Source organism: Modestobacter sp. VKM Ac-2983, assembly GCF_026967885.1.
Lineage (GTDB): Bacteria > Actinomycetota > Actinomycetes > Mycobacteriales > Geodermatophilaceae > Modestobacter.
On sequence record NZ_JAPVBK010000001.1, the window covers coordinates 829,942 to 856,209 of the forward strand.

General features: G+C 72.8%; 24 protein-coding genes and 1 pseudogene. 17 read left to right on the plus strand and 8 right to left on the minus strand.

Translation table 11 applies throughout. The features are described from left to right. Window positions 1–12 precede the first annotated feature (12 nt). The 4 genes from O2W18_RS03905 (at window position 13) to O2W18_RS03920 (ending at window position 6,264) form a co-directional block, all read left to right on the plus strand. Window positions 13–882 carry a HipA family kinase gene (locus O2W18_RS03905; RefSeq protein WP_269186252.1) on the plus strand — a complete coding sequence of 290 codons (870 nt, stop codon included), beginning with the start codon at window positions 13–15 and terminating at the stop codon, window positions 880–882. After that, on the plus strand, window positions 879–1,274 hold the full coding sequence (locus O2W18_RS03910; RefSeq protein ID WP_269186253.1) for a DUF3037 domain-containing protein: 396 nt from the start codon (window positions 879–881) through the stop codon (window positions 1,272–1,274). Before O2W18_RS03905 ends, O2W18_RS03910 begins: the two co-directional genes overlap by 4 nt. A gap of 231 nt (window positions 1,275–1,505) precedes the next feature. After that, entirely contained in the window at window positions 1,506–3,734 is a 2,229-nt protein-coding gene (locus tag O2W18_RS03915; protein WP_269186254.1) for a PhoX family protein, read from the plus strand. A 298-nt stretch (window positions 3,735–4,032) separates the two neighbouring features. Then, complete coding sequence (locus tag O2W18_RS03920) at window positions 4,033–6,264, plus strand: PhoX family protein (RefSeq protein WP_269186255.1); 2,232 nt, start codon at window positions 4,033–4,035, stop codon at window positions 6,262–6,264. Between the two features lie 48 nt (window positions 6,265–6,312). Here O2W18_RS03920 and O2W18_RS03925 read toward each other — a convergent pair whose 3' ends face one another. The 5 genes from O2W18_RS03925 to O2W18_RS03940 form a co-directional block, all read right to left on the minus strand. Beyond that, window positions 6,313–6,606: a 4a-hydroxytetrahydrobiopterin dehydratase gene (locus tag O2W18_RS03925; RefSeq protein WP_269186256.1), complete on the minus strand. Its 294-nt coding sequence runs from the start codon at window positions 6,604–6,606 to the stop codon at window positions 6,313–6,315. Between the two features lie 24 nt (window positions 6,607–6,630). Next, window positions 6,631–7,344 carry a phosphoadenylyl-sulfate reductase gene (locus O2W18_RS03930; RefSeq protein ID WP_269186257.1) on the minus strand — a complete coding sequence of 238 codons (714 nt, stop codon included), beginning with the start codon at window positions 7,342–7,344 and terminating at the stop codon, window positions 6,631–6,633. A gap of 163 nt (window positions 7,345–7,507) precedes the next feature. Then, window positions 7,508–9,187 carry a nitrite/sulfite reductase gene (locus O2W18_RS03935; RefSeq protein ID WP_269186258.1) on the minus strand — a complete coding sequence of 560 codons (1,680 nt, stop codon included), beginning with the start codon at window positions 9,185–9,187 and terminating at the stop codon, window positions 7,508–7,510. 92 nt (window positions 9,188–9,279) lie between these two features. Then, window positions 9,280–9,423, minus strand: coding sequence for a putative leader peptide (locus tag O2W18_RS21680; RefSeq protein WP_442929120.1), 144 nt, complete (start codon window positions 9,421–9,423; stop codon window positions 9,280–9,282). After that, window positions 9,420–9,893, minus strand: coding sequence for an RrF2 family transcriptional regulator (locus tag O2W18_RS03940; protein WP_269186259.1), 474 nt, complete (start codon window positions 9,891–9,893; stop codon window positions 9,420–9,422). Before O2W18_RS03940 ends, O2W18_RS21680 begins: the two co-directional genes overlap by 4 nt. Before the next feature lie 15 nt (window positions 9,894–9,908). Here O2W18_RS03940 and O2W18_RS03945 point away from each other — a divergent pair, with 15 nt between their 5' ends. From O2W18_RS03945 to O2W18_RS03985, 9 genes and pseudogenes are all read left to right on the plus strand, one after another. Continuing rightward, entirely contained in the window at window positions 9,909–10,694 is a 786-nt protein-coding gene (locus O2W18_RS03945) for an NUDIX domain-containing protein (protein WP_269186260.1), read from the plus strand. Window positions 10,695–11,106: 412 nt separating this feature from the next. Further along, entirely contained in the window at window positions 11,107–12,801 is a 1,695-nt protein-coding gene (locus O2W18_RS03950) for an ABC transporter family substrate-binding protein (RefSeq protein ID WP_269186261.1), read from the plus strand. 215 nt (window positions 12,802–13,016) lie between these two features. Beyond that, window positions 13,017–13,187 (plus strand): annotated as a pseudogene (locus O2W18_RS03955) (ABC transporter permease); the annotation flags it as partial. A 335-nt stretch (window positions 13,188–13,522) separates the two neighbouring features. Then, window positions 13,523–13,927, plus strand: coding sequence for an ABC transporter permease (locus tag O2W18_RS03960; RefSeq protein ID WP_269186262.1), 405 nt, complete (start codon window positions 13,523–13,525; stop codon window positions 13,925–13,927). Window positions 13,928–13,954: 27 nt separating this feature from the next. After that, window positions 13,955–14,911 (plus strand): ABC transporter permease, encoded by a 957-nt coding sequence (locus O2W18_RS03965; RefSeq protein WP_269186263.1) that lies wholly within the window; start codon window positions 13,955–13,957, stop codon window positions 14,909–14,911. 8 nt (window positions 14,912–14,919) lie between these two features. Further along, window positions 14,920–16,218, plus strand: coding sequence for an ABC transporter ATP-binding protein (locus tag O2W18_RS03970; RefSeq protein WP_269186264.1), 1,299 nt, complete (start codon window positions 14,920–14,922; stop codon window positions 16,216–16,218). Continuing rightward, entirely contained in the window at window positions 16,215–17,279 is a 1,065-nt protein-coding gene (locus tag O2W18_RS03975; RefSeq protein WP_269186265.1) for an ABC transporter ATP-binding protein, read from the plus strand. The genes O2W18_RS03970 and O2W18_RS03975 overlap by 4 nt, the downstream gene beginning before the upstream one ends. A 115-nt stretch (window positions 17,280–17,394) precedes the next feature. Continuing rightward, a complete protein-coding gene (gene mshB / locus O2W18_RS03980) occupies window positions 17,395–18,300 on the plus strand; it encodes an N-acetyl-1-D-myo-inositol-2-amino-2-deoxy-alpha-D-glucopyranoside deacetylase (protein WP_269186266.1) in 906 nt (301 codons plus the stop codon). After that, a complete protein-coding gene (locus tag O2W18_RS03985) occupies window positions 18,297–18,713 on the plus strand; it encodes a hypothetical protein (RefSeq protein ID WP_269186267.1) in 417 nt (138 codons plus the stop codon). The genes mshB and O2W18_RS03985 overlap by 4 nt, the downstream gene beginning before the upstream one ends. Here the strand turns inward: O2W18_RS03985 and O2W18_RS03990 are convergent. Together O2W18_RS03990 and O2W18_RS03995 are read right to left on the minus strand one after the other, a co-directional pair. Beyond that, complete coding sequence (locus O2W18_RS03990; protein ID WP_269186268.1) at window positions 18,670–19,422, minus strand: GNAT family N-acetyltransferase; 753 nt, start codon at window positions 19,420–19,422, stop codon at window positions 18,670–18,672. The genes O2W18_RS03985 and O2W18_RS03990 overlap by 44 nt on opposite strands. A 17-nt stretch (window positions 19,423–19,439) precedes the next feature. Next, complete coding sequence (locus O2W18_RS03995) at window positions 19,440–22,289, minus strand: bifunctional diguanylate cyclase/phosphodiesterase (protein ID WP_269186269.1); 2,850 nt, start codon at window positions 22,287–22,289, stop codon at window positions 19,440–19,442. Window positions 22,290–22,488: 199 nt separating this feature from the next. Here O2W18_RS03995 and fdxA point away from each other — a divergent pair, with 199 nt between their 5' ends. Both fdxA and dapC read left to right on the plus strand, forming a co-directional pair. Further along, complete coding sequence (gene fdxA / locus O2W18_RS04000; RefSeq protein WP_269173910.1) at window positions 22,489–22,809, plus strand: ferredoxin; 321 nt, start codon at window positions 22,489–22,491, stop codon at window positions 22,807–22,809. Next, window positions 22,806–23,909: a succinyldiaminopimelate transaminase gene (gene dapC / locus O2W18_RS04005; protein ID WP_269186270.1), complete on the plus strand. Its 1,104-nt coding sequence runs from the start codon at window positions 22,806–22,808 to the stop codon at window positions 23,907–23,909. The genes fdxA and dapC overlap by 4 nt, the downstream gene beginning before the upstream one ends. Here dapC and O2W18_RS04010 read toward each other — a convergent pair. Continuing rightward, window positions 23,906–24,838, minus strand: coding sequence for an AraC family transcriptional regulator (locus tag O2W18_RS04010; RefSeq protein ID WP_269186271.1), 933 nt, complete (start codon window positions 24,836–24,838; stop codon window positions 23,906–23,908). The two genes, dapC and O2W18_RS04010, sit on opposite strands and share 4 nt — an antisense overlap. A 161-nt stretch (window positions 24,839–24,999) precedes the next feature. On the opposite strand from O2W18_RS04010, the gene O2W18_RS04015 reads away from it, so the two are divergent. Further along, on the plus strand, window positions 25,000–25,752 hold the full coding sequence (locus O2W18_RS04015; RefSeq protein WP_269186272.1) for an NAD(P)H-binding protein: 753 nt from the start codon (window positions 25,000–25,002) through the stop codon (window positions 25,750–25,752). Between the two features lie 17 nt (window positions 25,753–25,769). Continuing rightward, window positions 25,770–26,219 carry an anthrone oxygenase family protein gene (locus O2W18_RS04020; protein ID WP_269186273.1) on the plus strand — a complete coding sequence of 150 codons (450 nt, stop codon included), beginning with the start codon at window positions 25,770–25,772 and terminating at the stop codon, window positions 26,217–26,219. Window positions 26,220–26,268: the final 49 nt, after the last annotated feature.

Genomic DNA, 26,268 nt, shown 5'->3' on the forward strand with positions numbered 1-26,268 from the left:
CCCGCCGGTAGGGTGCGCAGCACTGTGCTCCCCGCCGTCTCCGCCACCCGGTACGTCACCCCGCTGCGCGAGGGTGGCTCGCTCCCGGGGCTCATGGAGGCCGACGACCTCGGCACCTACGTGGTCAAGTGGCGGGCCGCCGGGCAGGGCGTGAAGGTGCTCGCCGCAGAGGTGGTCTGCGGGGAGCTGGCCCGCCGGCTGGCCCTGCCGGTGCCCGCGCTCGTGACGGTGGACGTCGTCCCGGAGCTGGCAGTGGGAGAGCCGGACCAGGAGGTCCAGGAGCTGCTGCGCAGGTCCGCCGGGACCAATCTCGGGATGGACTACCTGCCCGGCGCGCTGGACTTCGAGGCCGGCGCCGCCCAGGTCGACCCGGAGCTGGCCGGGCGGGTGCTGTGGTTCGACGCGCTGATCGGCAACGTGGACCGGTCGTGGCGCAACCCGAACATGCTGTTCTGGCACGGGCGAGTGCACCTCATCGACCACGGTGCTGCGCTGACGTTCCACCACAACTGGCCCGGCGCCCCCGCCGCCGTCACCCGCGCCTACGACGCGACCCAGCACGCGCTGGTGGAGTGCGACCCCGACGTCGTGGCCGCCGACGCCGCGATGGGGCCGCAGGTCACCGGCCCGCTGCTCACCGACGTGCTGGCCCAGGTGCCCGACGCGTGGCTGGAGGGGGCGACGCCCGAGGAGACCGCCGAGGAGGTCCGCGCCCGCTACGTCGGCCAGTTGCTGCAGCGGCTCGCCGCTCGCGACGCCTGGTTGCCCGGCCTCGTCGCGGCAGCCGCCGCGGGCGGAGCCGGCCGGCGCACCGCCCCCCGCGGGCAGAACCGTCCCTCGTGGCTCGGTCCGCCGCCGCCGGAGGGCGTGAGCCAGCGATGACCGGTCTGGACACCTTCGAGTACGCCGTCCTGCGGGTGGTGCCGCGCATCGAGCGCGGGGAGTCGCTCAACGCCGGGGTGCTCGTCTACTGCCGGCAGCGGGACTACCTGGGCTCGCGCGTGCACCTGGACGTCGACCGGCTCCGGGCACTCGACCCCACGGCGGACCCCGCCGCGATCACCGCCGCACTCCAGGCGGCCGCCGACGTCTGCTCGGCCGCGGTCGCGGCCGGCGCGGCCGGGCGCGAGGCGCTGGGGTCACGTTTCCGCTGGCTGACCGCCCCACGCAGCACCGTCGTGCAGCCCAGCGCCGTGCACACCGGGCTCACCGCCGACCCGGACGCCGAGGCCGACCGCCTGCTGCAGCTGCTCGTCCTCCCCGTCCAGGCCTGACCTCCCAGTCCGAGGACCGCGGTCCTGCCCCCTCCGGTGGCGTGTCCACGACCCCGACGCCGCACCCGTCCCGGTCGGTGGCTACTCACTGTCTACGGCTGGGCACGATGCGCTCAGACGCCCCGTCGGGATCCCCCAGGTCACCCAGCACTCGCGCCTCGCCCGTCGAGAGAGTGATGTACGTCACTTAGCGTCCCGGTCCTCAGCGCCGACCTGACCAGAGGACCCCCCATGACGGACATCGCGCCCACCCGCCGTCGCCTGCTCCTCCCTCTCCTGGACTCCTTCCGACATGGCAGTCGCACGCACACGACGTGCCACTACAAGTGCGGCAACGCCTGCGATGTCCCCGTGCCGAACAAGTCGGACAACCCGACCATCGGCGAGGTCGTCGAGAGCGCCTTCAGCCGGCGGACCCTGCTCAAGGCCGCCGGCGCCGGTGCGCTGGTCGTGGCAGTGGGCCCCTTGCGCTCCACGCCCGCGCTGGCCACCGGGCCGGGCGGAGGCTGGCAGCCGCACCCGGATGCGCCACTCACCTTCGAGCCGGTCGAGCAGAACCTCCTGGACGAACTCGTCACCGCCACCGGCTACCAGTACGCCGTCGTCCTGCGCTGGGGCGACCCGGTGCTGCCGGACGCCCCGGAGTTCGACGTCGACGCCCAGACGCCGGAGGCCCAGGCGAAGCAGTTCGGCTACAACTGCGACTACATCGGCGTGCTGCCCCTGGACCGCCGCGGGCACCGGGCACTGATCGTGGTCAACCACGAGTACACCAACGAGCAGCTCATGTTCGCCGGCGTGGCGGACGAGGACGCGCCCACCACCGACCAGCAGAAGCGCATCGCGATGATGGCCCACGGCCTCTCGGTCGTGGAGCTGCACCGGGAGGGGGACTCGGGCAACTGGCGAGCGGACCGGATGGGGAAGCGCAACCGTCGGCTGACGCCGATGACGCCCTTCGAGCTCACCGGACCGGTGGCCGGCTCGGAGTACGTGCAGACCAGCGCCGACCCCGCGGGCCGCCTCGTCCTGGGGACGCTGAACAACTGTGCCGGGGGCACGACGCCGTGGGGCACCACCCTGCACGGTGAGGAGAACTTCAACCAGTACTTCGGGGCGACGACGCCGTTCGTGGAGGACCCGAGGGAGCCGCGGTGGTCCCGCTACGGCATCTCCACCGAGGAGCCCGGCGGCCGCCGGTGGGACCAGGTCGATCCCCGGTTCGACGTCACCCAGGAGCCCAACGAGCCCAACCGCTTCGGGTACATCGTCGAACTCGACCCGTACGACCCCACCTCCACGCCCAAGAAGCGGACGGCGCTCGGCCGCTTCAAGCACGAGGGGGCGAACGTCCAGATCGCCGAGGACGGACGCGTCGTCGCCTACTCGGGTGACGACGAACGGTTCGACTACATCTACAAGTTCGTGTCGAAGAAGCACTACCGGCCAGGCTTCGACCGCGCGTCGCGTGCGCACAACATGACGCTGCTGGAGGAGGGGGACCTCTACGTCGGGCAGTTCACCGGCGACTCGCCCCCCGAGCAGATCGACGGCCTCGCGACGCTGCCCGCCGACGGTGAGTTCGACGGCACCGGCCACTGGCTGCCCCTGGTCAAGGACGGGCAGTCGATGATCCCGGGCAAGTCGGTGCCCTGGGTGCTGACCTTCACCCGGCTGGCCGCCGACCGGCTGGGCAGGCAGCTGGACGCCAACGGCGACTTCCCCGACCCGGCGGCCCCGGTGGTCCTCGACCCGTCCCAGCTGCCCACCCGGATGGACCGCCCCGAGGACATCCAGGTCAACCCGGTCAACGGCCGGGTCTACGCCGCGCTGACCAACAACTCGCAGCGGGAGGTGGCCGACGAGCCCAACCCGGTGTCCCGGTCCTTCGCCTTCGACCTCGAGGACGGCACCTACGAGTTGCGGGACGGGAACCGGAACGGCCACGTCCTGGAGTGGCTGGAGACCGACGGGATCGCCGGGGACGACTTCTACTGGCGGGTGTTCATCGTGGCCGGTGACCCGGAGACGCCGGGGACCTACTTCGCCGGCTACGAGAAGACGCAGGTCAGTGCCCTCTCGTGCCCGGACAACCTCGAGTTCGACCCCGCCGGCAACCTGTGGATCTCGACCGACGGGACCGTGCTGTCGACGAGGAACCGGGAGGTCGGCACGTACGCCGGGACCAACGACGGGCTCTTCGCCGTGCCGACGGCGGGGCCGGAGCGTGGCCACCTCAAGGCGTTCCTGACGGTGCCCGTCGGTGCGGAGTGCAGCGGGCCGCTGATCACCCCGGACGTCCGCTCGGTCTTCGTCGCGGTGCAGCACCCCGGCGAGACGCCCGGGTCGACCCGGGAGGCGCCGTCGAGCACCTGGCCGGACCGGCTGGCCGAGCGGCCCTACCCGCGGCCCAGCGTGGCGGTCGTCTTCCGGACCGACGGCGGTCGGATCGGCAGCTGACCCGGTGACGCAGGGGCCCGGCCGCACAGGGCGGCCGGGCTCCTGCTGCGCTCCGGCCGCTGGACTCCCAGGCCGCTGCGGCCCACGTCGACCCGGAGCCGGCCGGACGGTCGCTGTGGTCCGACGCGCTGATCGGCGGCCACCTCGGGTCGCCGGCGGGAGTGCATCGGCGCGACACGCCCGGTCGTCCCCAGGGACCCCACCGGTCACCTTCGTTTCTGCTGCCGTTCACCGGCTGGGTGGGCAGCCCTTCCTAGCGTCCGGGTCGGACCGTCCACCCGACCAGAGGACCCCTGCCATGACGGACATCGTCCCTGCCCGCCGTCGTCTCCTGCTGCCGCTCCTGAACTCGGTTCGGCATGGCAGCCGCAGCCACACGACGTGCTACTACAAGTGCGGCAACGCGTGCGACGCCCCCGTGCCGAACAAGACGGACAACCCGACCATCGGCGCGGTCGTCGAGGGTGCGTTCAGCCGGCGGACCATGCTGAAGGCCGCTGGGGCAGGGGCCCTGGTCGTGGCGGCCGGCCCGCTGCAGGCGGCCCCCGCGCGGGCGGATGAGGCAGACCTGCTGAACTGGCGGCCGGCGCCCAACGCGCCGCTCACCTTCGAGCCGGTCGAGCAGAACCTCCTCGACGAACTGGTCACCGCCACCGGCTACACCTACGGCGTGGTGATGCGCTGGGGCGACCCGGTGCTCCCGGACGCCCCGGAGTTCGACGTCGACGCCCAGACGCCGGAGGCCCAGGCCATGCAGTTCGGCTACAACTGCGACTACATCGGCCTGCTGCCGCTGGACCGCAAGGGGCGGCGGGCGCTGCTGGTCGTCAACCACGAGTACACCGACGAGCAGCTGATGTTCGCCGGCGTGGCCGACGAGGAGGCGCCCACCACCGAGATGCAGAAGCGCATCGCGATGATGGCGCACGGCATCTCGGTGGTCGAGCTGGCCCGGGACGGGAGCTCGGGCAACTGGCTGCCCGACCGGCGGGGGAAGCGCAACCGCCGGGTCACCGCGATGACCACCCTGGAGCTCACCGGGCCGGTGGCCGGCTCGGAGTACGTGCAGACCAGCGCCGACCCGGCGGGCCGGCACGTGCTCGGCACGCTGAACAACTGTGCCGGCGGCGTGACCCCGTGGGGCACCACCCTGCACGGTGAGGAGAACTTCAACCAGTACTTCGGGACGTCGACGGTCATCACGGAGGACCCACGGGAGCCCCGGTTGTCCCGCTACGGCATCTCCGCCGAGGAGCTCCCCGGCCGCCGGTGGGACGAGATCGACCCTCGCTTCGACCTCACCCGGGAGCCCAACGAGCCGAACCGCTTCGGCTACGTCGTGGAGCTCGACCCGTACGACCCCACGTCCACCCCGAAGAAGCGCACCGCCCTCGGTCGGTTCAAGCACGAGGGCGCCAACGTCCAGATCGCCGAGGACGGCCGGGTCGTGGCGTACTCCGGTGACGACGAGCGGTTCGACTACATCTACAAGTTCGTGTCCAAGGCGCGTTACCAGCCCGGCATCGACCGCGCGTCGCGGGCGCACAACATGACCCTGCTGGAGGAGGGCGACCTCTACGTCGCGCGCTTCACCGGCGACTCGCCGCCGGAGCAGATCGACGGCCTGGCGACCGTGCCGGCCGACGGCGAGTTCGACGGCACCGGCCAGTGGATCCCGCTGGTGAAGGACGGGCAGTCGATGGTCCCGGGCAAGTCGGTGCCCTGGGTGCTCACGTTCACCCGGCTGGCCGCTGACCGGCTGGGCAAGGAGCTGGACGCCAACGGCGACTTCCCCGACCCGGCGGCCCCGGTGGTCCTCGACCCGTCCCAGCTGCCCACCCGGATGGACCGGCCCGAGGACATCCAGGTGAACCCGGTCAACGGCCGGGTCTACGCGGCCCTGACCAACAACTCGCGGCGCGAGGTCGCCGACGAGCCCAACCCGGTGTCCCGGTCCTTCGCCTTCGACGTCGAGGACGGGACCTACGAGGAGCGGGCCGGCAACCGCAACGGGCACGTGCTGGAGTGGTTGGAGACCGACGGGATCGCCGGGGACGACTTCTACTGGCGGGTGTTCATCGTGGCCGGTGACCCGGAGACCCCCGGGACGTACTTCGCCGGCTACGACAAGAGCCAGGTCAGCGCGCTGTCCTGCCCGGACAACCTGGAGTTCGACCTGTCCGGCAACCTGTGGATCTCCACCGACGGGAACGTGCTCTCCACCCGGAACCGGGAGGTCGGCACCTACGCCGGGACCAACGACGGGCTCTTCGCCGTGCCGACGGCCGGACCGGAGCGCGGTCACCTCAAGGCGTTCCTCACGGTGCCGATCGGTGCCGAGTGCAGCGGGCCGCTGATCACCCCCGACTCCCGCTCGGTGTTCGTCTCGGTGCAGCACCCTGGGGAGACCGCCGGGTCGACGCGTGAGTCGCCGTCGAGCACCTGGCCGGACCAGCTGGCCGAGCGGCCCTACCCGCGCCCCAGCGTGGCGGTCGTCTTCCGACCCGACGGCGGCCGGATCGGCAGCTGAGCGGGGGAGGGCCGGGTCCCGGCCGCGCTCCGCGGCCGGGGCCCGGGCTCAGCCGGGGAAGAGGACGTCCACCCGGCGGGCGAGCTCGAGATCGAGTTCGGTCAGCCCACCGGCCGAGTGGGTGACGACGGCCAGCCGCACCGTCGTCCAGCGCAGGTCCACGTCCGGGTGGTGGTCCAGCTGCTCGGCGACGTCGGCGACCACGCTGATCGCCTCGACCGCCGCGCGGAAGGTGGGCAGCTGCAGGGTGCGTTCCATGCCGTCCGGGCCGCCGCTCCACAGCGGCAGGCCGCTCAGCGCGGCGTCGACATCGGCGGGGGAGAGGCGCGGCGGGCGGGGCATCCGCTCATCCTGGTGCCGATCAGCTCAGGTGTGCAGGCCGCACTCGACCTTGTTCTTGCCGGCCCAGCGGCCGGCGCGCGGGTCCTCGCCCGGGGCGACCGGGCGGGTGCAGGGCGCGCAGCCGATCGAGGCGTAGCCGATCTCCGACAGCGGGTTCACCGGCACCTGGTGCTCGGCGATGTAGGCGTCCACGTCGTCCTGCGACCAGGCGGCGAGCGGGTTGACCTTCACCATGCCGCGCTTGGCGTCCCAGTCGACGACCCTCGTGCCGGTCCGGGTGGCCGACTCGTCGCGGCGGACGCCCGAGCCCCAGGCGGTGAACCCGGCCAGCGCCTGCGCCAGCGGCTGCACCTTGCGCATCGAGCAGCAGAGGTCGGGGTCGCGCTCGAAGAGCTTCGGCCCGTGCTCGGCGTCCTGCTCGGCGACGGTGCGCAGCGGCTGGACGTTGTGCAGCGTGATCGGCAGGACGCTGGTGATCCAGTCGCGGGTGCCGATCGTCTCGGCGAAGTGGTACCCGGTGTCCAGGAAGACGACGTTCACCCCGGGGACGGCGCGGCTGGCAAGGTGCGCCAGCAACCCGTCGGCCATCGAGGAGGTGATGGCGAAGGACTCGCCGAACGTCTCCCCGGCCCAGGTGAGCACGGCCAGCGCCTGCTCGACGGGGTCGGTGATGCCCTCGAAGCGCGCATCGGCCTCGGCCGCGAGCTCCGGCGTCGGCGTCGTGATGGCGATCGTCATGGGTTCCGCACCCCCGTTCCGGTAAGCCGCAGGGTGAAGGTCCGCAGGCAGGCACCGCAGTGCCAGCCGGTCGCATCGTCACCGTGCGGGGTCAGGTCCTCTTCGCCGCAGTACGGACAGTGGAACGGTGGCAGCTGCCGCGTCCTTCCGGACGTGCTGTCTGTCACACCAGCCACTCGTCGTCGGCCCGCGCCACGTAGGCGGCGAACCGCTCGCCGGGCTCGCGGCGGTCCAGGTAGCCGCGGAGCACCCGCTCGCAGTAGTCCGCGGTCTCCTCCTTGGTGATCTTGTGACCGCGGAACTTGCGGCCGAACGAGGCGTCGACGCCGAGGTGGCCGCCCAGGTGCACCTGGAAGCCCTCCACGCTCTCGCCCGCGGCGTTGCGGACGATCATGCCCTTGAAGCCGATGTCGGCGGTCTGGAACCGGGCGCAGCTGTTCGGGCAGCCGTTGACGTTGATCCCGATCGGCTCGTCGAACTCGGGCAGCCGGCGCTCCAGCTCGGCGTAGAGCTCCTGGGCGTGCTGCTTGGTCTCGACGATCGCGAGCTTGCAGAACTCCAGCCCGGTGCAGGCCATGGTGCCGCGGCGGAACGCGCTCGGGCGCACCAGCAGGTCGTGCTCGGCCAGCGCGTCCACCAGGTCCTCGACCCGCTCGTCGGGGACGTCGAGGATGACCAGCTTCTGCTGCGTCGTGGTCCGGATCCGCCCGCCCTGGGTGCCGTACTCCTCGGCCAGGTCGGCGATCCGGGTGAGCAGCGTGCCGCTGATCCGGCCGGTGCGCAGCGCGAAGCCCAGCGCGTTGGTGCCGTCCTTCTGCTTGCTGACGCCGACGTGGTCGCGCTGGTCGTGCTTCGCGGGGGCCGGGGCCGGGCCGTCGGGCAGCTCGGCCTGCAGGTACTCGTCCTGCAGCACCTGACGGAACTTCTCCGGGCCCCAGTCGGCCATCAGGAACTTGATCCGGGCGTGGTTGCGGGACCGGCGGTAGCCGTAGTCCCGGAAGATCGAGGTGCACGCCGCCCAGACGTCGGTGACCTGGTCGGGGCGGACGAAGACGCCGATCCGCTTGGCGAACATCGGGTTGGTCGACAGACCGCCGCCGACCCACAGGTCGTAGCCGGCCTCGCCCGCCTCGTTGACCACGCCGACGAAGGAGACGTCGTCGATCTCGGGCTCGGTGCAGTGGTCGACGCAGCCGGACATCGACGTCTTCCACTTGCGCGGCAGGTTGCTGAACTGCGGGTCGCCGAGGTACTTCGCGACCGTCTCGGCCAGCACCTCGGAGGCGTCGATCACCTCGTCCTCGAGGATGCCCGCCATCGGGCAGTTCAGCATCACGCGCGGCACGTCGCCGCAGGCCTCCATCGTGCTCAGGCCGACCGACTCGAGCCGCCGCCAGATCTCCGGCACGTCCTCGATCCGGATCCAGTGGTACTGGACGTTCTGGCGGTCGGTGACGTCGGCGACGTCCCGGCCGAACTCGGTGCTGATCCCGCCGAGGACCCGGAGCGACTGACTGGTCAGCGCCCCGCCGTCGATGCGGGCCCGCATCATGAAGTACGAGTCCTCGAGCTCCTCGGCCTCCAGCACGGCGGTCTTGCCGCCGGGGATGCCCTGCGCCCGCTGGGTGTACAGGCCCATCCAGCGCATCCGCCCGCGCAGGTCGCCGGGGTCGATGCCGTCGAAGCCGGTGTGCGCGTAGATGTCCAGGATCCGCTGGCGCACGTCCAGGCCGTCGGAGTCCTTCTTCATCCGCTCGTTCGGGTTCAGCGGCTCGCGGTAGCCCAGCGCCCACTGCCCCTGTCCGCGGACGGGGCGGTTGCTGCTGCGGGTGGGGGTCGACACGTCAGTCGTTCTCCTCTGCGCCGGCACGGGAGCGTGCGCGACGCGGCCGGGTGTGGGTGCAGCAGGGAGGCTGCGGGGGAGCGGGGCCGTGGTCAGCGCGCGGCGCGACACGCGGCGCTGGAGACCCGCGCCAGGTCGACGTGCAGGCGCTCCACGAGGAGGGCGCCGCAGTCCGTCACGGTTCGATCGTGCCACACCCGGCCGACTCGTGGAGCGGAGCGGCGGCAACGGGTCACTCCGCGGCCGGGACGCCGAAGGAGCGCCAGGCGCTCTCCAGCTCGATCATCTCGGCGACCGACGGCGGCATCGTGCCGTCGACGACGTCGGCCAGGGTCACGTTCTCCAGCACCCGGCGGTAGGCCTCCCGGGCCGCCACCCACACCGAGGCGAGCGGCTCGGCCGCGCCCGGGTACTCGACGTCCTCGGGGCGCTGCCCGTGCACCTCGGCGAGGAACCCCTGCTCGACCCGCATGACCCGGGCGATGGAGATCTCCGACGGTGGCATCGCCAGCCGGTAGCCACCCTCCCGGCCGCGCTGGCTGGTCACCAGCCGGGCGTGCTGCAGGTCGCCGAGGATGGCCTGCAGGAACCGGGCCGGGATCCCCTGCGCCTGGGCGATCCGCTCGGAGGTGAGCGAGCCGGGCGCCACGGCGGCCAGTTCCACGGCAGCGCGGACGGCGTAGTCGACCCGGGCGGAGATGCGCACGTCGAGCATCCTGCCGTGTCTGGGACGCTGCTCCCCGTGTTCCAGCTGCGGTTCACCACCTTGGTGGAGGCCCCTCTGACCGTCGCCTTCGACGTCGCCCGGTCCCTGGGCCGGCCGTGGCCGGCCCCGCTGCAGGAGGTCGTCTCCGAGCGGCCCTGGCGCGACGTCCAGGTGGCGGCCTCCGGCAGCGGCTGGCGGACCCTGGTCCACACCCGTTCCTTCACCGCCACCGAGGCCGGCACGCTGGTGACCGATCAGGTCGACGCGGAGGCGGCTCTGCCGGGCTGGCTGGGCGCCCTGGCCGACCGGGCGGTGCTGCGGCGCCGCGCCGTCCGGTCGATGCAGGCCCACCTGGACGCGTACGCGGCCGCGGCCGCGCAGCGGGCGCAGGGAGTGACCCAGGTGGTCGGGGCCGCGTTGGTCGACGACCGGCAGCGGGTGCTGGTCGCCCAGCGGGGTTCGGGGTCGCTGGCCGGGTTGTGGGAGTTCCCCGGCGGGAAGGTCGAACCGGGGGAGCCCGAGTTGTCCGCGCTCATCCGGGAGTGCCGGGAGGAGCTCGGCGTCGGGATCTCGCCCCGGTCGTTCCTCGGGGAGGTGCCGCTGGACGGCGTGGTCGCCGGCGGCGTGCCCGGCGCCTCGACCCTGCGCGTCTGGTGGGGGCGGATCACCGCGGGTGAGCTGGTCGCCCACGAGCACAGTGAGCTGCGCTGGCTGGGCTCGGACGAGCTGGAGGAGCTGGCCTGGATCCCCGCCGACCGCCCGCTGCTCCCCGCCGTGCGCGCGCTCCTGTCCCGCCGCTGATCCCCGGCCGGGGAGCGGAGGCCGTCGGTGCCCGCCGACCGGGACCGCGCCCGGAGGGCGCACACGCTGCGTGAGCACAGCAGGACGGCGCCATGATCACGTCGTCCGGGGCCTGCGCCACACCGCCGGAAAGTCTTCGGTCGAGGACCCCGTATTGCCAGGAAGTTCCAGGCTGCTCACGGTGGTCGTTTGCACAGGTCACAAAATGATGACGGCCGTGGACGGCCTTCTCCGGCTCTGCCTAGGGTCTGGCCGTTGCGCCCGTCTGAAAGCGATCCGACAGCTGGATGACAGCGCGTGTTCATGTAGGAGCCCAGTCCGCCCGGCGATCCCGGTCGGTCAGACCTGATCGTCCCCCCGCACTCGCGGGTCGAGGAGGCAAGCGAACGTGAAGTTGAGCAAGCGCACTTCCATGCTCATCGCTACCGGGCTCACCGGCGCGATGGCGCTCTCCGCGTGCGGCGGTGGCAGCGAGGACAGCGAAGGCGGCGAGGCCAGCGGTGGCTCGGGTCGCGTCGTCTTCGGTGAGTCGACCGACTTCCCGGAGAACCTGTACCCGAACATCGCCGCCGGCAACGCCACCTCGGTGGCCAACGTCCTGATCAAGGTGCTGCCCTCGGCCTACCAGGTCCAGCCCGACTTCACCGTCGAGTTCAACGAGGACCTCTTCACCGGCGAGCCGACCCTCGAGGAGGTCGACGGCCAGCAGGTGAACACCTACGAGATCAACCCGGACGCGGTGTGGAGCGACGGCACCCCGATCACCGCGGACGACTTCGAGTTCACCTGGCGGGCCAACCGCAGCGGTGACCCGGCCGACGGCGGCTGCGCTGCGGTGCTGTCGACCACCGGCTACGAGCAGATCGCCTCGGTCGAGCCCGGCGAGGACGAGAAGACCGTCGTCGTGACCTACGAGACGCCCTTCGCCGACTGGCAGGGCAACTTCGAGAACCTGCTGCCGGCCCACCTGATGGACGCCGACGACCCGGCCGCGGTCTGCGAGACGATCACCGAGGGCTGGCCGATCTCGGAGGGTCTGCCGGAGGGCATCTCCGGTGGCCCGTGGCAGGTGTCGAACATCGACGTCGGCGCGCAGGTCATCGTGCTCGAGCCCAACCCCGAGTGGTGGGGCGACGGGCCGCAGCTCGAGCAGCTGATCATCCAGAACATCGGCAACGACCCGACGGTCGCCGTCCAGGGTCTGCAGAGCGGCGAGCTCGGCGTCATCTACCCGCAGCCGCAGCTCGACCTCGTCGAGCAGGTCCAGGCCCTGGAGCCGAACGTCGAGAGCGAGATCAACTTCGGTCTCACCTTCGAGCACCTCGACCTCAACACCCAGGACCCGCACCTCGCGGACCCGCTGGTGCGCCAGGCCCTCGCGTACGCCCTGGACCGCCAGGAGATCGTGGACCAGACCGTCGGGCAGTTCTCCTCCGACGCGCAGGTGCTGAACAACCGGATCTGGCTGAACACCCAGCCGGAGTACGAGGACACCGCGCCGGAGCAGGTCAAGACCCAGAACGTCGAGGAGGCCCGCGCGCTGCTGGAGCAGGCCGGCTACACCGCCGGTCCGGACGGGTTCTACACCCACCCCGAGCGTGGCCCGCTGAACATCCAGATCGACACCACGGAGAACAACCCGCTGCGGGCGACCACGATCGAGGTGATGATCCCGCAGCTGGCCGAGGCCGGGATCAACGCGTCGCTGAACACCAACCCGGACATCTTCGCCGGTGCCGAGTCGCCGACCTCGCTGGAGGGTGGCGGCTTCCAGGCAGCGCTCTTCGCCTGGGTGGGCAACCCGTTCATCACCTCCTCGCAGTCGATCTACCAGTCGCCGCAGGGTGACAACATCCAGCAGAACTACAGCCGGATCGGCAACCCTGAGATCGACGCGCTCTTCGCCGAGCTGGCCACCGAGCCGGACCGTGAGCGGCAGGCCGAGCTGGGCAACCAGATCGACGGCCTGCTCTGGGAGCAGATGGCCACCATCCCGCTCTACCAGAAGCCGACCTTCGTGGCGCACCAGGCGAACATCGAGGGTGTGCAGGACAACCCGACCGAGGCCGGTCCGCTCTGGAACTCGGAGAACTGGACCGTCGAGTGACGCAGAGCTCCACCCAGCACGGCTAGCACGACCGCACCACCGGTGACCGGCGCCGCTCTCGGCGGCGCCGGTCACCGGCAGCCGCGGCCCCCGGGGAGACCGTTCCCGGGGGTCGCGGTGCGTCCGGACCCAGCACGACCTGCCGGGGTCCGGCGAAGGCACGCTGATCTGGTCGTTCGACCGGACGGCTTCCGCTCTCGGCGTAAGGTCACCACATGTTCTTCTTCACGATCCGGCGTCTGCTCGCGTCGGTCCTCGTGTTGCTGGTCAGCTCGTTCCTGGTGTTCGCGCTCTGTGCGGCGAGCTTCGACCCGCTGGAGAGGTACTACACGCAGAACCCCCGGCCGCCGGAGTCGTTCTTCAACAACCTCCGAGAGACGCTGGGCCTGAACGACAACTTCTTCGTCCGGTACTGGCGCTGGCTCTCCGGGGTGGTCACCGGCGACTTCGGGGAGACCGTGAACGGCACGCCGGTCGTCGACCAGCTCCTCCCCCGGATGCTGGTGACCGGGCGGATGATCATCGGCGCGGTGGTGATCGCCATCCTGCTGGCGATCATCGTGGGCGTCATCGGTGCCGTCCGGCAGTACAAGGCGTCGGACTACACCTTCACGTTCATCGCCTACATCCTCATCGCCCTGCCGACCTTCTGGTTCGCCGCGCTGCTCAAGGAGTACGTCGCCCCGGCTGGGAACTCTGGTCCGACCGGCTCGGGCACCTGGTGCTGCCCACGATCAGCCTGGCTGCGCTGTCCTTCGCCGCGTGGAGCCGTTTCCAGCGCGCCGCCATGCTGGACGTGCTGGGGTCGGACTACATGCGCCTGGCCCGGGCCAAGGGGCTCACCTACCGCCGCACCGTGCTCAAGCACGGCCTGCGCAACGCGCTGATCCCGCTCACCACGGTGGTCGCGCTGGGCGTGGGCACGCTGTTCGGCGGGGCGGTCATCACCGAGACGGTCTTCGTCTGGCACGGCATGGGCGAGTACCTGCTGAGCAACGGCATCGACCAGGAGGACATCAACGTGGTCCTGGGCTGGCTGCTGGTCAGCGCCGTGTTCATCGTCGTCTTCAACCTGGTCGCCGACATCCTGTACGCGGTGCTCGACCCGCGCATCCGGCTGTCCTGACCCGGCATCGCGAGAAGGAACGAGCCCATGGCCACCACCCAGAGCACCACCGGACCCGTCATCCCCGCGACCCCCGGCACGCCCGAGGGCGGCAGGGTCGAGCGTGAGTTCACCGTCAAGGCGCGCAGCCAGCGCCAGCAGATCCTCGGCCGGTTCCTGCGCAACAAGGTGGGGATGGCCGGGGCGGTCATCTTCCTGCTGCTGCTGGCGTTCGGGTTCCTGGGCCCGCTGGTCACCGGCGTCGACTACGCCGACCAGGACAGCGCCTTCCAGTCGGTCCCCCCGGGCACCGCGGGCTACCTGATGGGCAGCGACGCGATCGGCCGCGACCTGATGGCCGGGATCATGACCGGGGTCCAGCGCTCGCTGTTCATCGTGCTGCTCTTCGTCGCGATCGCGTTCCCGCTCGGCCTGCTGGTCGGGGCGCTGGCCGGCTACTTCGGCAGCTGGGTCGACAGCGTCCTGATGCGGCTGGTCGACCTGATCCTCACCGTGCCGCTGCTCGTCGTGCTGATCGTCGTGGCCAGCAACTTCCCGGGTTCCCGCACCCCGCTGGGCGTGGGCATCATCCTGGGGCTGTTCGGCTGGCTGGACCTCGCCCGGATCATGCGCAGCCAGTTCCTCTCCCTGCGGGAGAAGGAGTACGTCGAGGCCGCGCACGCGATGGGCGCCTCCAACGGGCGGATCATCTTCAAGCACCTGATCCCCAACGCGCTGGGGTCGCTGATCGTCTGGACGACGCTGGCCGCCGCCACCGCTATCACCCTCGAGGCCGCGCTCACCTACCTGGGCTTCGGCGTCAACGGCGCCAACCAGACCTCGCTGGGGCGCCTGGTGTCCGACGGGGTGCAGGCCGCGAGCACCCGGCCCTGGCTCTTCTACTACCCCGGCATCACCCTGCTGGTCATCGTGCTGTCGATCAACCTGATCGGCGACGGAGTCCGGGATGCCTTCGACCCGAGCAACCGCCGCGTGCGGGCCTGAGGAGCTCCATGTCCACCATCGGGACCACGGGCCCCGCCACGTCCGGTGCCACCTCCACGGGGGCCATGACCCAGGGCCGGACCACCAGCCTCCCCGGCTTCGACCCGAGCGCGCCGCTGCTGGAGGTCACCGACCTCAACGTCCGGTTCCCCACCGAGGACGGCCTGGTCCACGCCGTCCGCGGGGTCGACTACAGCCTGCGCTCCGGTGAGGTGCTGGGCATCGTCGGCGAGTCCGGCTCCGGGAAGTCGGTGACGTCGCTGGCGGTGATGGGCCTGCTGCCCGGCTCGGCGCGGGTCACCGGATCGATCAAGTACCGCGGCCAGGAGCTGCTGGGGCAGAGCGACCGGAGCATGTCGCGGGTCCGCGGCAAGGGCGTCTCGATGATCTTCCAGGACCCGATGACGTCGCTGGACCCGGTCTACAAGGTCGGGGCGCAGATCGAGGAGACCCTGCGCATCCACGACAGGCAGCTGTCGTCGAAGGCCGCCGGGGCGCGCGCCGTCGAGCTCCTGGAGCTGGTCGGGATCCCGAACGCCACCGACCGCGTGGACGCCTACCCGCACGAGTTCTCCGGCGGCATGCGCCAGCGGGTGGTCATCGCGATCGCGATGGCGAACCAGCCGGAGGTGATCATCGCCGACGAGCCGACGACGGCCCTGGACGTCACCGTGCAGGCGCAGATCCTGGAGGTGCTGCAGACCGCGCTCCAGGAGACCGGCGCCGCGATGGTCATGATCACCCACGACCTGGGCGTCGTCGCCGGGATCGCCGACCGCGTCCTGGTCATGTACGCCGGCCGGCCGGTGGAGATCGGCAGCGTCGAGGACATCTACTACGAGCCCCGGATGCCGTACACGCTCGGGCTGCTGGGCTCGCTGCCCCGGCTGGACTCCACCAGCCGCGAACGGCTCACCCCGATCAAGGGCTCGCCGCCCTCGGTGGTCAACATGCCGCCCGGCTGCCCCTTCGCCCCGCGCTGCCCGCTGCACATCGCCGCGTGCGACGAGGCGGAGCCCGAGCGGTTCCAGGTCGGGCCCGGTCACACGGCCGCGTGCATCCGCACCGAGCAGGTCGCCGCCGCGCACGGACGGGCCGCCGACATCTTCAGCGAGTCCGCCGACGACACGGCCCTGGCGGCGGACCGCACCCCGGCCGGGATCGCCCTGGCCCAGGACGACCTGGACGGCGACGGTCCCGCCGTCCCGCCCGGCGACCAGACCTCGCCCCGGGCCGGGCTCGGTGACGCCGGCACCCAGAGCGTCGTGAGCTCCCCGCCACGCCCCACGAACGGAGACCGGGCATGACCGCCCCCACCACCCAGCGGCCTGCCGGCGGCACACCCGACCGGGGTGAACCGATCCTCTCGGTGCGCGGCCTGGAGAAGCACTTCCCGATCAAGGGCGGCGGCCTGGTCAAGCGGACCGTCGGAGCCGTGCGTGCCGTCGACGGCATCGACCTGGACCTCTACCCCGGTGAGGTGCTCGGGCTCGTGGGTGAGTCCGGGTGCGGCAAGTCCACGACCGGGCGCGCCATCCTCAACCTCCAGCCGGCCACCGCCGGTTCGGTGGTCTTCGAGGGGCGGGAGCTCGTCGGGCTCAACCGCAAGCAGATGCGCCCGCTGCGCCGGGACATCCAGCTGATCTTCCAGGACCCCTACGCCTCGCTGAACCCGCGGCTGCCCGTGTTCGACATCGTCGCCGAGCCGATGGTCATCCACGGGCTCACCGAGGACGAGACCGAACTGCGCTCGCGGGTGCGGGAGCTGGTGGAGACCGTCGGGCTGAACCCCGAGCACACCAACCGCTACCCGGCCGAGTTCTCCGGCGGGCAGCGGCAGCGCATCGGCATCGCCCGGGCGCTCGCCCTGCAGCCCAAGGTGCTGGTCCTCGACGAGCCGGTGTCGGCGCTGGACGTCTCGATCCAGGCCGGCGTCATCAACCTGCTCGAGGACCTGAAGAACGACCTCGGGCTGAGCTACCTGTTCATCGCCCACGACCTCTCGGTGGTCCGGCACATCTCCGACCGGGTGGCGGTCATGTACCTGGGGCGGATCATCGAGATCGCCGACCAGGAAGAGCTGTTCAGCCGGCCGGCGCACCCCTACACGCAGGCCCTGCTGTCGGCGATCCCGCTGCCCGACCCGCGCCGCGAGCGCGCCCGCCAGCGGATCATCATCAGCGGCGACGTGCCGAGCCCGGCCAACCCGCCCTCGGGCTGCCGGTTCCGGACCCGCTGCCAGAAGTTCGCCAACGAGCTGACCGACGGCCAGCGCGAGCTGTGCCTGACCGTCGACCCGAAGCTCGAGGACCGCGGCGCCGGCCACCTCAACGCCTGCCACTACGCGGAGGCCAGGTCGGTGCTGTGATGTCGGCGATCCTGGCGGATCGCACCGCGGCCAGGTGCCGTCCCCACTGGCGCTGAGCCGTTTCGTCCTCCGGGCGTGGTGGGTGCGCGATGGCCGCTTTCCTCACTCCAGGAAGATGGGTCCTGTGACTGCCGCGCGCCGCGTCCTCTTCGTGCACGCCCATCCCGACGACGAGACGATCAACAACGGGGCCACGATGGCCCGGTACGTCGCGGAGGGGGTGCAGGTCACCCTGCTCACCTGCACCCTGGGGGAGGAGGGCGAGGTGCTGGTGCCCGAGCTCGCCCAGCTCGCCGCCGACCAGGCCGACCAGCTCGGTGGGTACCGGATCGGTGAGCTGGCTGCGGCCATGTCGGCGCTCGGCGTCACCGACTGGCGGTTCCTCGGCGGGGCGGGCCGCTACCGGGACTCCGGGATGATGGGGACGGCGGCGAACGACCACCGGCGCGCCTTCTGGCAGGCCGACCTGGACGAGGCGGTCGCGCACGCGGTCGCCGTCGTCCGCGAGGTGCGCCCGCAGGTCCTGGTCACCTACGACGAGGACGGCGGCTACGGCCACCCGGACCACATCCAGGCGCACCGGGTCGCGATGGGCGCCGTCGAGGCGGCCGCCGACCCCGGCTACCGGGCCGACCTCGGACCGGCCTGGCAGGTCGGGAAGGTCTACTGGAACGCCGTGCCCCGCTCGGTGGTGCAGCGGGGGATCGATGCGATGGCCGCCCTGGGGCAGGAGTCCCCCTTCGCCTCGCTGGGCGACCTGGACGAGGTGCCGTTCGCGGTCGCCGACGACGTCGTCACGACCGAGGTCGACGCCCGCGCCCACGCCGGGGCGAAGGAGGCGGCGATGCGTGCCCACCCGACCCAGATGACCGTGGACGGCCCGTTCTTCGCGCTGTCGAACAACCTGGGCCAGGAGGTCCTGGCGACCGAGCACTACCGGCTGGTTCGCGGGGAGCGGGGCCCGGCCGGGGTGGGCCCGCAGGGCTGGGAGGACGACTTGTTCGCCGGGCTGCCGGGGTGAGGCTGCTCCGGCTGCTGGGCTGGTCGGTCGTGGCGGTGGTCGTGTCGGCCTGGCTCGCACTGGTCGAGGTGTTCTGGTTGCCCTGGCGGGTCGGCGGGGTGCCGGTGCCGATCTCCCTGCTCGTGGCCGTGGTCGGCAACCTGCTGCTGGTCGATGCGGCCCGCCGGCTGTCCGGCTCCCGGCTGGTGGCCGTCCTCCCGGCCGTGGTGTGGCTGGTCATCGCGCTGGCCGGCGCGATGCGCCGTCCGGAGGGCGACCTGCTGCTGCCCGGCGGCAACGCCGTCACCGAGGCGATCACCCTCGGGTTCCTGCTGGTCGGGGTGGTCGCCGCGGCGTTCGCCGTCGGCCGTGCGCTGGGCGCCCCGCCGGTCAGGCCGGCCGGTGCCGGTAGTGGTAGCGGTGGTGCTCGATGAACCCCGCCTGCCGGTAGAGCGCCCGGGCTGCGGCGTTCCCCGCGGTGACCTGCAGGTAGGTGGAGTGCGCGCCCCCCTCGGCCGCCCAGCGGCCCAGCGCCGCCATCACGGCGGTCGCCAGCCCGCGGCGCCGGTGCTCCTCGGCGACGGTCACCGCGGTGACGCCCAGCCAGCCGTCGGTCAGCGCACCCCGGCCGACCGCGGCCAGGGGTGCCGGCTCCGGGTCCAGCCGCACGGACGCGAAGACGACGTCGGTGGCGGAGGTCAGCACCTGGCGGGCGACCGGCGGCAGCGGTGCGCCGCGGTGCCGGTACCCGGCCAGCCAGGCGTCGTCCGGCGTGGGGGAGAGGTCGACCCGAACCGCCGGCTCGGCCGGCCGGGCGACCGGTGCGGTCAGCACCAGCACGTCCTCGTCCCGGGTCCAGCCGGCCGCGTCGAAGGCGGCGTCGGCGCGCCGGGACTGGACGCCGGGCAGCTGGGCGGCCGGGCGGAGCCCCCGGTCGTCGTACCACCGGGAGACGGCGGCGACCGCCTCGGGCAGTGGCACCCCGGGGTCGCCGGCGACCAGGGCGGAGTTGGCCCGTCCGGTGAAACCGCCGCCGGCGCGCAGCAGCCAGTCGCCCAGCCGTTCCTCCTCCAGGGCCTGCCAGCCACGTGCAGCGAGCAGTTCCAGCTCCGGTACCCCCAGGGGTGAGCGCCTCTGTCCCATGGGTCGATCCTGCGGTCTCAGCCGGACAGCGGCGTCGCCGGGGTCGGCAGCTGCTGGGCGAGCCAGTCGAGGAAGTGCTCGGCCGGCATCGGCCGGGCCACGTGGTAGCCCTGGGCGACGTCGCAGCGCCACTCCCGCAGGGTCGCCAGCGCGGCGGCGTCCTCGACGCCCTCCACCACGATCGTCATCCCGAGGTCCCGGCCCAGCTGCAGCGTGCTGCGCACGATGGCCGCGGCCCGGACGTCGGAGGTGAGCTGGCCGACGAAGCTGCGGTCCAGCTTGAGCTCGTGCACCGGCAGCGCGCGCAGGTACGTCAGCGACGAGTAGCCGGTGCCGTAGTCGTCGATGGAGAGCCGGACGCCGAGAGCCCGTAGCCCGGCGAGCACCTGGGAGCTGCGCGCCGCATCGGCCATCAACACGTCCTCGGTGATCTCCAGGGTGAGCGCCGAGGCGGGCACACCGGTCGCCTCCAGGAGCATCGCGACCTGGTCGGGCAGGGCGACGTCGGCGAGGTTGGACACCGACAGGTTCACCGCGACCGACAGGTCGTGGCCGGCGGCGCGCCAGCCCTGCAGGTCGCGGAGCGAGCGCTCCAGCACCCGCAGCGCCAGCCGGCGCATCAGGCCGGCCTGCTCGGCGAGGCCGAGGAAGGCGTCCGGGGCGAGCAGGCCGCGCTCGGGGTGCGCCCACCGCACCAGCGCCTCCACGCCGGACACCCGGCCGGTGTGCAGGTCCAGCTGCGGCTGGTAGTGGGGGACGAGCTGGTCGGAGTCCAGGGCGCCGCGCAGCTCCTCCAGGGTCTGCAGCCGGTCACGGGGGTCCGCCTCGCCGTCCGGGGTCCAGACCTGGGCGCCGTCCCGGGCCCGCTTGGCCGAGTACATCGCGGTGTCGGCCCGGGCGAGCAGCAGCGAGCGGTCCCGGCCGTGGTCGGGGCACACGGCGATCCCCACGCTGGCGTCGACGTGCAGCGACATGCCGTCGAGCACGAACGCCTCGCGCAGGGCCGCGCCGATCCGGTCGGCCACCTCCTGCGCCCGGGCCGTGTCGGCGTCGGGCAGCAGGACGGCGAACTCGTCACCACCCATCCGGGCCAGCAGGTCCGTCGGCGCCAGCGGCTGCTGGAGCCGGGGGCCGACCAGGCGCAGCAGCTCGTCGCCCACGCTGTGCCCGAAACTGTCGTTGACCTCCTTGAAGCGGTCCAGGTCGATCATCAGCACCGCGCAGGACCGGGCCGGCGTCGCGTAGACGGTCCGCTCCAGTTCCTCGGTGAACCGCCGCCGGTTGGCCAGCCCGGTGAGCGGGTCGTTGTGCGCCTCGCGGGCCAGCTGCTGGACGCGCAGCTGCTCCACCGCTCGCAGCTCGGCGTTCTGCACGACCAGGGCGCCCTCGAGCACCACCTGCTGGACCGCCTGGCGCAGCGCCGGTGACCACTCGGCGGCCCCGCTGGAGGAGCCGGTGACGACCATGCCGAGCAGCCGGTCACCGGACAGCAGCGGCACGGTGAGGTAGGCGGTGAGGTTCAGTGCGCGCACCAGGTCGGCGTCCAGCAGGTCGCTGGCGACGGCGTCGGGGACGAAGACCGGGCGTCGGTCGCGGGCGGTCAGCTGCCACAGCCGGACGTCGCTGACGTCCCGGCCGACCAGCCGTTCGCGGATCACGCCGATGTTCTCCGCGGACCAGCCGACGTGGCGGACCTCGGCGAGCCGACCGGCGTCGTCGACCAGGAAGGCGGCGCTGCGCTCGGCGCCGGTCAGCCCCCGGACGACGCTGGCCAGCACCTCGCCGGCCGCGGCCACCCCGGTCACCGACGCCCCGTCCACGAGCAGCTGGCGGACGGCGCGCGCCGTGCTGAGCGATGCGGCACGGGCCTCGGTGGCGCGGGCCTGTTCGATGACCCCGCCCAGGTGGGCCCCGGCGGCGGAGGCGAGCCGGCGGACGTCCTCCGGGAAGGGCTGGATCGACGAGCTGTCCAGGGTCAGGACGCCGGACAGCTGCGGGCTGCGACCCAGGGGCACGGCCAGGCCGGAGGCGATGCCGAACGCATCGACCCACCAGCCGGTCAGCAGGTCGGAGTCCCGGTCGGCGGTCAACGGCCGGCCGGTGCGGAGCACCTCGTCGGCCAGCCGGAGCGGCTCCGGTGCCTGGCGGAACTGGGTCCACGAGTCGGGGTCGCGCCGGCCGTCGGCGTAGCTGGCCATCCGCGGCACCAGGACGCCGTCCTCCAGCAGGAACACGCAGGCGCGGTGCACCTCGCCCAGCGCGGCCAGCTGCTCGCACGCCGATCCGAGCAGCTGGTCCATCGACCGGGCGAGGGCGGCGCTCTCGATCAGCCCCAGCAGCACGTCGGACTGGGCCAGCCGGCGCTGCGCCGACCGTCGCGTCCAGGCCTCCTGCAGGGCCAGGGCCAGCCGTGGGGTGGCGTGCCGGAGCTGTGACGCCGAGGCGGCGGCGGCCGGCTCGATGATGAGGGCACCGACGACGTCGTCGCCCACCAGGAGCGGTTCGCCGTGGGCCGAGCGGACGCCGTACCGGCCCGCCTCGTCGGCGAGGGACTGCGGGGCGTCGTCCTGGTGCATGTTCAGGGTGCGGCGCTCACCGATCACGGCGGACATCACCGGGGAGCGGTCCAGGGACAGCGGCACGCGGTCGGAGGCCGGCACCTGACCGACCGGCTCGCCGGACCGGACCTGCCGGAAGGGGAACGCGACACCGGTGCTCGCCTCGTGCACCCAGACCGCCACCCGGCTGGCCCCGGAGCTGCGCTGCAGCCGGAGCATCAGCTGCTCCAGGGCGGCGACCGCGTCGTACGGCGAGGGTGAGCGCTCGGCTGGCTGCGCACCTGCACCGGACGTCGGGACCTCTGACACACCGCTCCATCGGCGGCACCGGCCGGCTCTTGAGCGTGTGCAGCAGGTCACCCCCCGATCGGGGGGCGTGGTCCGGTGGTGTGTCGGCGGCCCACCCGTCGCGCTGAGCGAGGGGGCTTCGGGTGATACTGGGGAAGATCGATCCGCAGTCCCTGGCCCGCCAGGGAGCTCACCGCCCCGCACGTCCCGGAGGAACCCCGTGACCTACGTCATCACCCAGGCCTGTGTCGACGTCCTCGACAAGGCGTGCATCGACGAGTGTCCGGTGGACTGCATCTACGAGGGCGACCGGATGCTCTACATCCACCCCGACGAGTGCGTGGACTGCGGTGCCTGCGAGCCGGTCTGCCCGGTGGAGGCCATCTACTACGAGGACGACGTCCCGGACAAGTGGAAGGACTTCTACAACGCCAACGTGGAGTTCTTCTCCGACCTGGGCAGCCCCGGTGGTGCAGCCAAGACCGGCAAGATCCACAAGGACCACCCGCTGGTGGCCGCGCTCCCGCCCCAGGGCGAGTGAGCACGGTCCGGCTGCCGGACTTCCCCTGGGACTCGCTGGGCCCTGCGCGCGCTCGCGCCGCTGAGCACCCCGGTGGTGCGGTCGACCTGTCGATCGGCACGCCGGTCGACCCGACCCCGCCCGTGCTGGGAGAGGCGCTGGCCGCGGCCGGCAACGCGCCCGGGTACCCGACGGCGCTGGGCACCGCGGACGTGCGGCTGGCCGCGGCCGGCTGGCTCAGCCGCCGGCTCGGCGTCGAGGTCGCCGACCCCCTGGGCGCCGACCCGTCGGTGATCCCGACGGTCGGCTCCAAGGAGCTCGTCGCGCTGCTGCCGACGCTGTTGGGGCTGGCGGGCACCGGGACGGTGTTGATCCCCGAGGTCGCCTACCCGACCTACGAGGTGGGGGCGGTCGTCGCGGGCCTGCAGGTGCTGCGCACCGACACCCCGCCGGCCGACCCGGGCGATGTTGTCCTGGTCTGGCTGAACTCGCCGGGGAACCCGCACGGCCGGGTGCTCACCGACGACGAGCTGCGCGCGTGGGTGAGCTGGGGCCGGGCGCACGGCGTGCCCGTCGTCGCCGACGAGTGCTACATCGAGCTGGGGTGGGGGGCCGTCCAGCCGCGGTCCCTGCTGCACCCCGACGTCGCCGGACCGGACCACGCCGGGCTGCTGGCCGTCCACTCGCTGTCCAAGCAGTCGACGGCGGCGGGCTACCGCGCCGGGCTGCTGTCCGGCGACCCGGTGCTCGTCCGCCGGGTGTGGGAGGTGCGGCGGCACCTCGGTCTGCTGGTGCCGACACCGGTGCAGGCGGCGATGGCCGCGGCGCTCGCCGACGACGAGCACGTGGACGCCCAGCGGGAGCGCTACCGGTTCCGCCGCGACCGGCTCGCTCCGGCCGTGCGGGCCGCCGGTGCCCGGATCGACCACTCCGCGGCCGGCCTGTACCTCTGGGTGACCCGGGACGAGGACTGCTGGGCGACGATCGACTGGCTCGCCGGACTCGGCATCGTGGCCGCCCCCGGCAGCTTCTACGGACCGGCCGGGAACCGGCACGTGCGGATGGCGCTCACCGCCACCGACGAGCGGATCGACGCCGCCGTGGAGCGCCTCGCCGGCTAGCCCGCGAGGGTGGCGCGGTGGGCCGCCGGGCTCACCCCGGTGGCCCGCTTGAAGGCGGTGCTCAGCGCGAAGGGGCTGGCGTAGCCCACCCGGCGGGCGATGCGGGCGAGGGTCAGCGTGCGGTCGCGCAGCAGGTCGGTGGCGAGCGCGATCCGCCAGCTGGTCAGGTAGCCCATCGGTGGCTCGCCGACCAGCTCGGTGAACCGGCGCGCCAGCGTGGCCCGGGCGACCCCGACCGCGTCGGCGAGCGAGGCGACGGTCCACGGCTCCGCCGGGCGGTCGTGGATCAGGGTCAGCGCCGGCCCGACGACCGGGTCGCCGGCGGCGACGTACCAGCCGGGGGCACCAGCCGCCGGCCGGGCGGCCCAGACCCGCAGCGCGGAGACGAGGGCGACGTCCAGCAGTCGGTCGAGCACGGCCTCCTGGCCCGGCGCCTCCCGGGCCACCTCTGCGGCGAGCAGCCGGGTCACCGCGGCGGTGCCCTCGTCGGCGGGGACGGCCACCAGGGGCGGGAGCGCCTGCACCAGCCGCTCACCCACCGCGCCCGGCCGGGCGTAGGTGCCGGTGAGCAGGACGGTGCCTCCTGCGGCGTCGTTGCCCCACGCCCGGGTGCCCAGCTCGGTCATCCCGGTGCCCGGCCCGACGGGGGTGCACCGCTGCCCGGGACCGACGGTCACCTGCGGGCGCGTCGACGGCTGGTCGGCCACCGTGTAGTGCTGCGGGCCGCGGACCAGGGCGACGTCGCCGGCGCCGATGCGCTCGGTGCGGCCGTCGGCGAGCACCACCCACGCCGAGCCGCGCAGGACGGCGAGCAGGGTCAACGGCGCCTCGTCGGCGATCCGCATCGACCAGGGCGGGCTGAGCAGCGAGCGCAGCAGGAAGGCCCCGCGGGCGTGCGGACCGTCGAGCAGGCCGGAGACGGCGTCCATGCGGCGCAGCGTAGACGCTCGCACATGTTCCTGCGGCCCTTGGCCATGGATCGTCTCGGTCCCCGGCACTGTACTGATGTCATGACCGAACAGCTGATCCTCGTGACCGGCGGCACCGGCATGACCGGCAGCCGCATCGCCCACCGACTGGTGCGCGGGACGTGCTCGTCCGCGTCGCCTCCCGGAGCGCCGCCTGCCGGCTCGACTGGGCCGACCCCACCACCTGGGACGCCGCCCTGGCCGGGACATCGGCGGTGTACCTGGCGTATGCGCCGGACCTCGCCGTCCCCGGGTCGGACGACGTCCTGACCGCGTTCACCGAGCGGGCCGCCCGCGCCGGGGTCGGCCGGGTGGTGCTGCTGTCCGGGCGGGGGGAGCCCGCCGCGCAGCGGGCCGAGCAGGCGGTGCAGCGGACGGCCACCGCCGCCGGGCTGGCGTGGACGGTGGTGCGGTGCAGCTGGTTCGTGCAGAACTTCACCGAGGGCCAGTTCGCCGGTGCGGTGCGCGCCGGTGAACTCGCGCTGCCCGTGGACGACGTGGTCGAGCCGTTCGTGGACGCCGACGACATCGCCGAGGTGGCCGTCACCGCACTGCTGGAGGACGGGCACGCCGGACGGACCTACGAGCTGACCGGCCCGCGGGCGCTCGGCTTCGGTTCGGCCGTGGCCGAGATCGCCGCGGCGACGGGCCGACCGGTGGCCTTCCGCCCGGTGCCGCTGGGGGAGTTCACCGCCGGCCTGACGGAGGAGGGCGCGCCGCCGGAGGTGGTGGGGCTGATGGCCCACCTGTTCACCGAGGTCCTGGACGGCCGCAACGCCGCGCCCGCCGACGGGGTGCAGCAGGCACTGGGCCGCCCGGCCACCGACCTCATCGACGCGGTGCGGCGCAGCGCGCTCGCCGGGAGCCGGGCGTGATGGGGGAGCGCCCACCCGTGCTGGTGGTCGCGACGATCGGGTCGGGGCTGGTCGCCGGCGCCTTCGCCGTCTTCAGCCTGATGGTGCTGCCGGCGCTGACCGCCCTGCCCGGCGCTGCCGGGGCGACGGCGATGCAATCGGTGAACCGTGCCGCGATCCGCCCGGGCTTCATGACGCTGCTGTTCGGCACCGCGCTGGTCTGCCTGGTGCTGGGCGGCGCCGAGCTGGCCGGGACGCGCCGGCCCGCGGTGCTCACCGGTGCCGCGCTCTACCTGTTCGGCGTCGTGGGGGTGACCGTGCTGGCCAACGTGCCGCTCAACGACGCGCTGGCCCAGCTGGACGCCGCCGCGCCGGGAGCAGCGGAGACGTGGCGGGAGAACGCGGCCCGCTGGAGCAGGTGGAACACCGTCCGCGCGCTCGCCGCGACGGGTGCGGCGACCGCGTTCGTCCTCGTGCCGGCCGACTGAGCCTGGTCCGATCGCCGCCAGAGCGGCGGGTTGGACGTGCTGGGGGTGT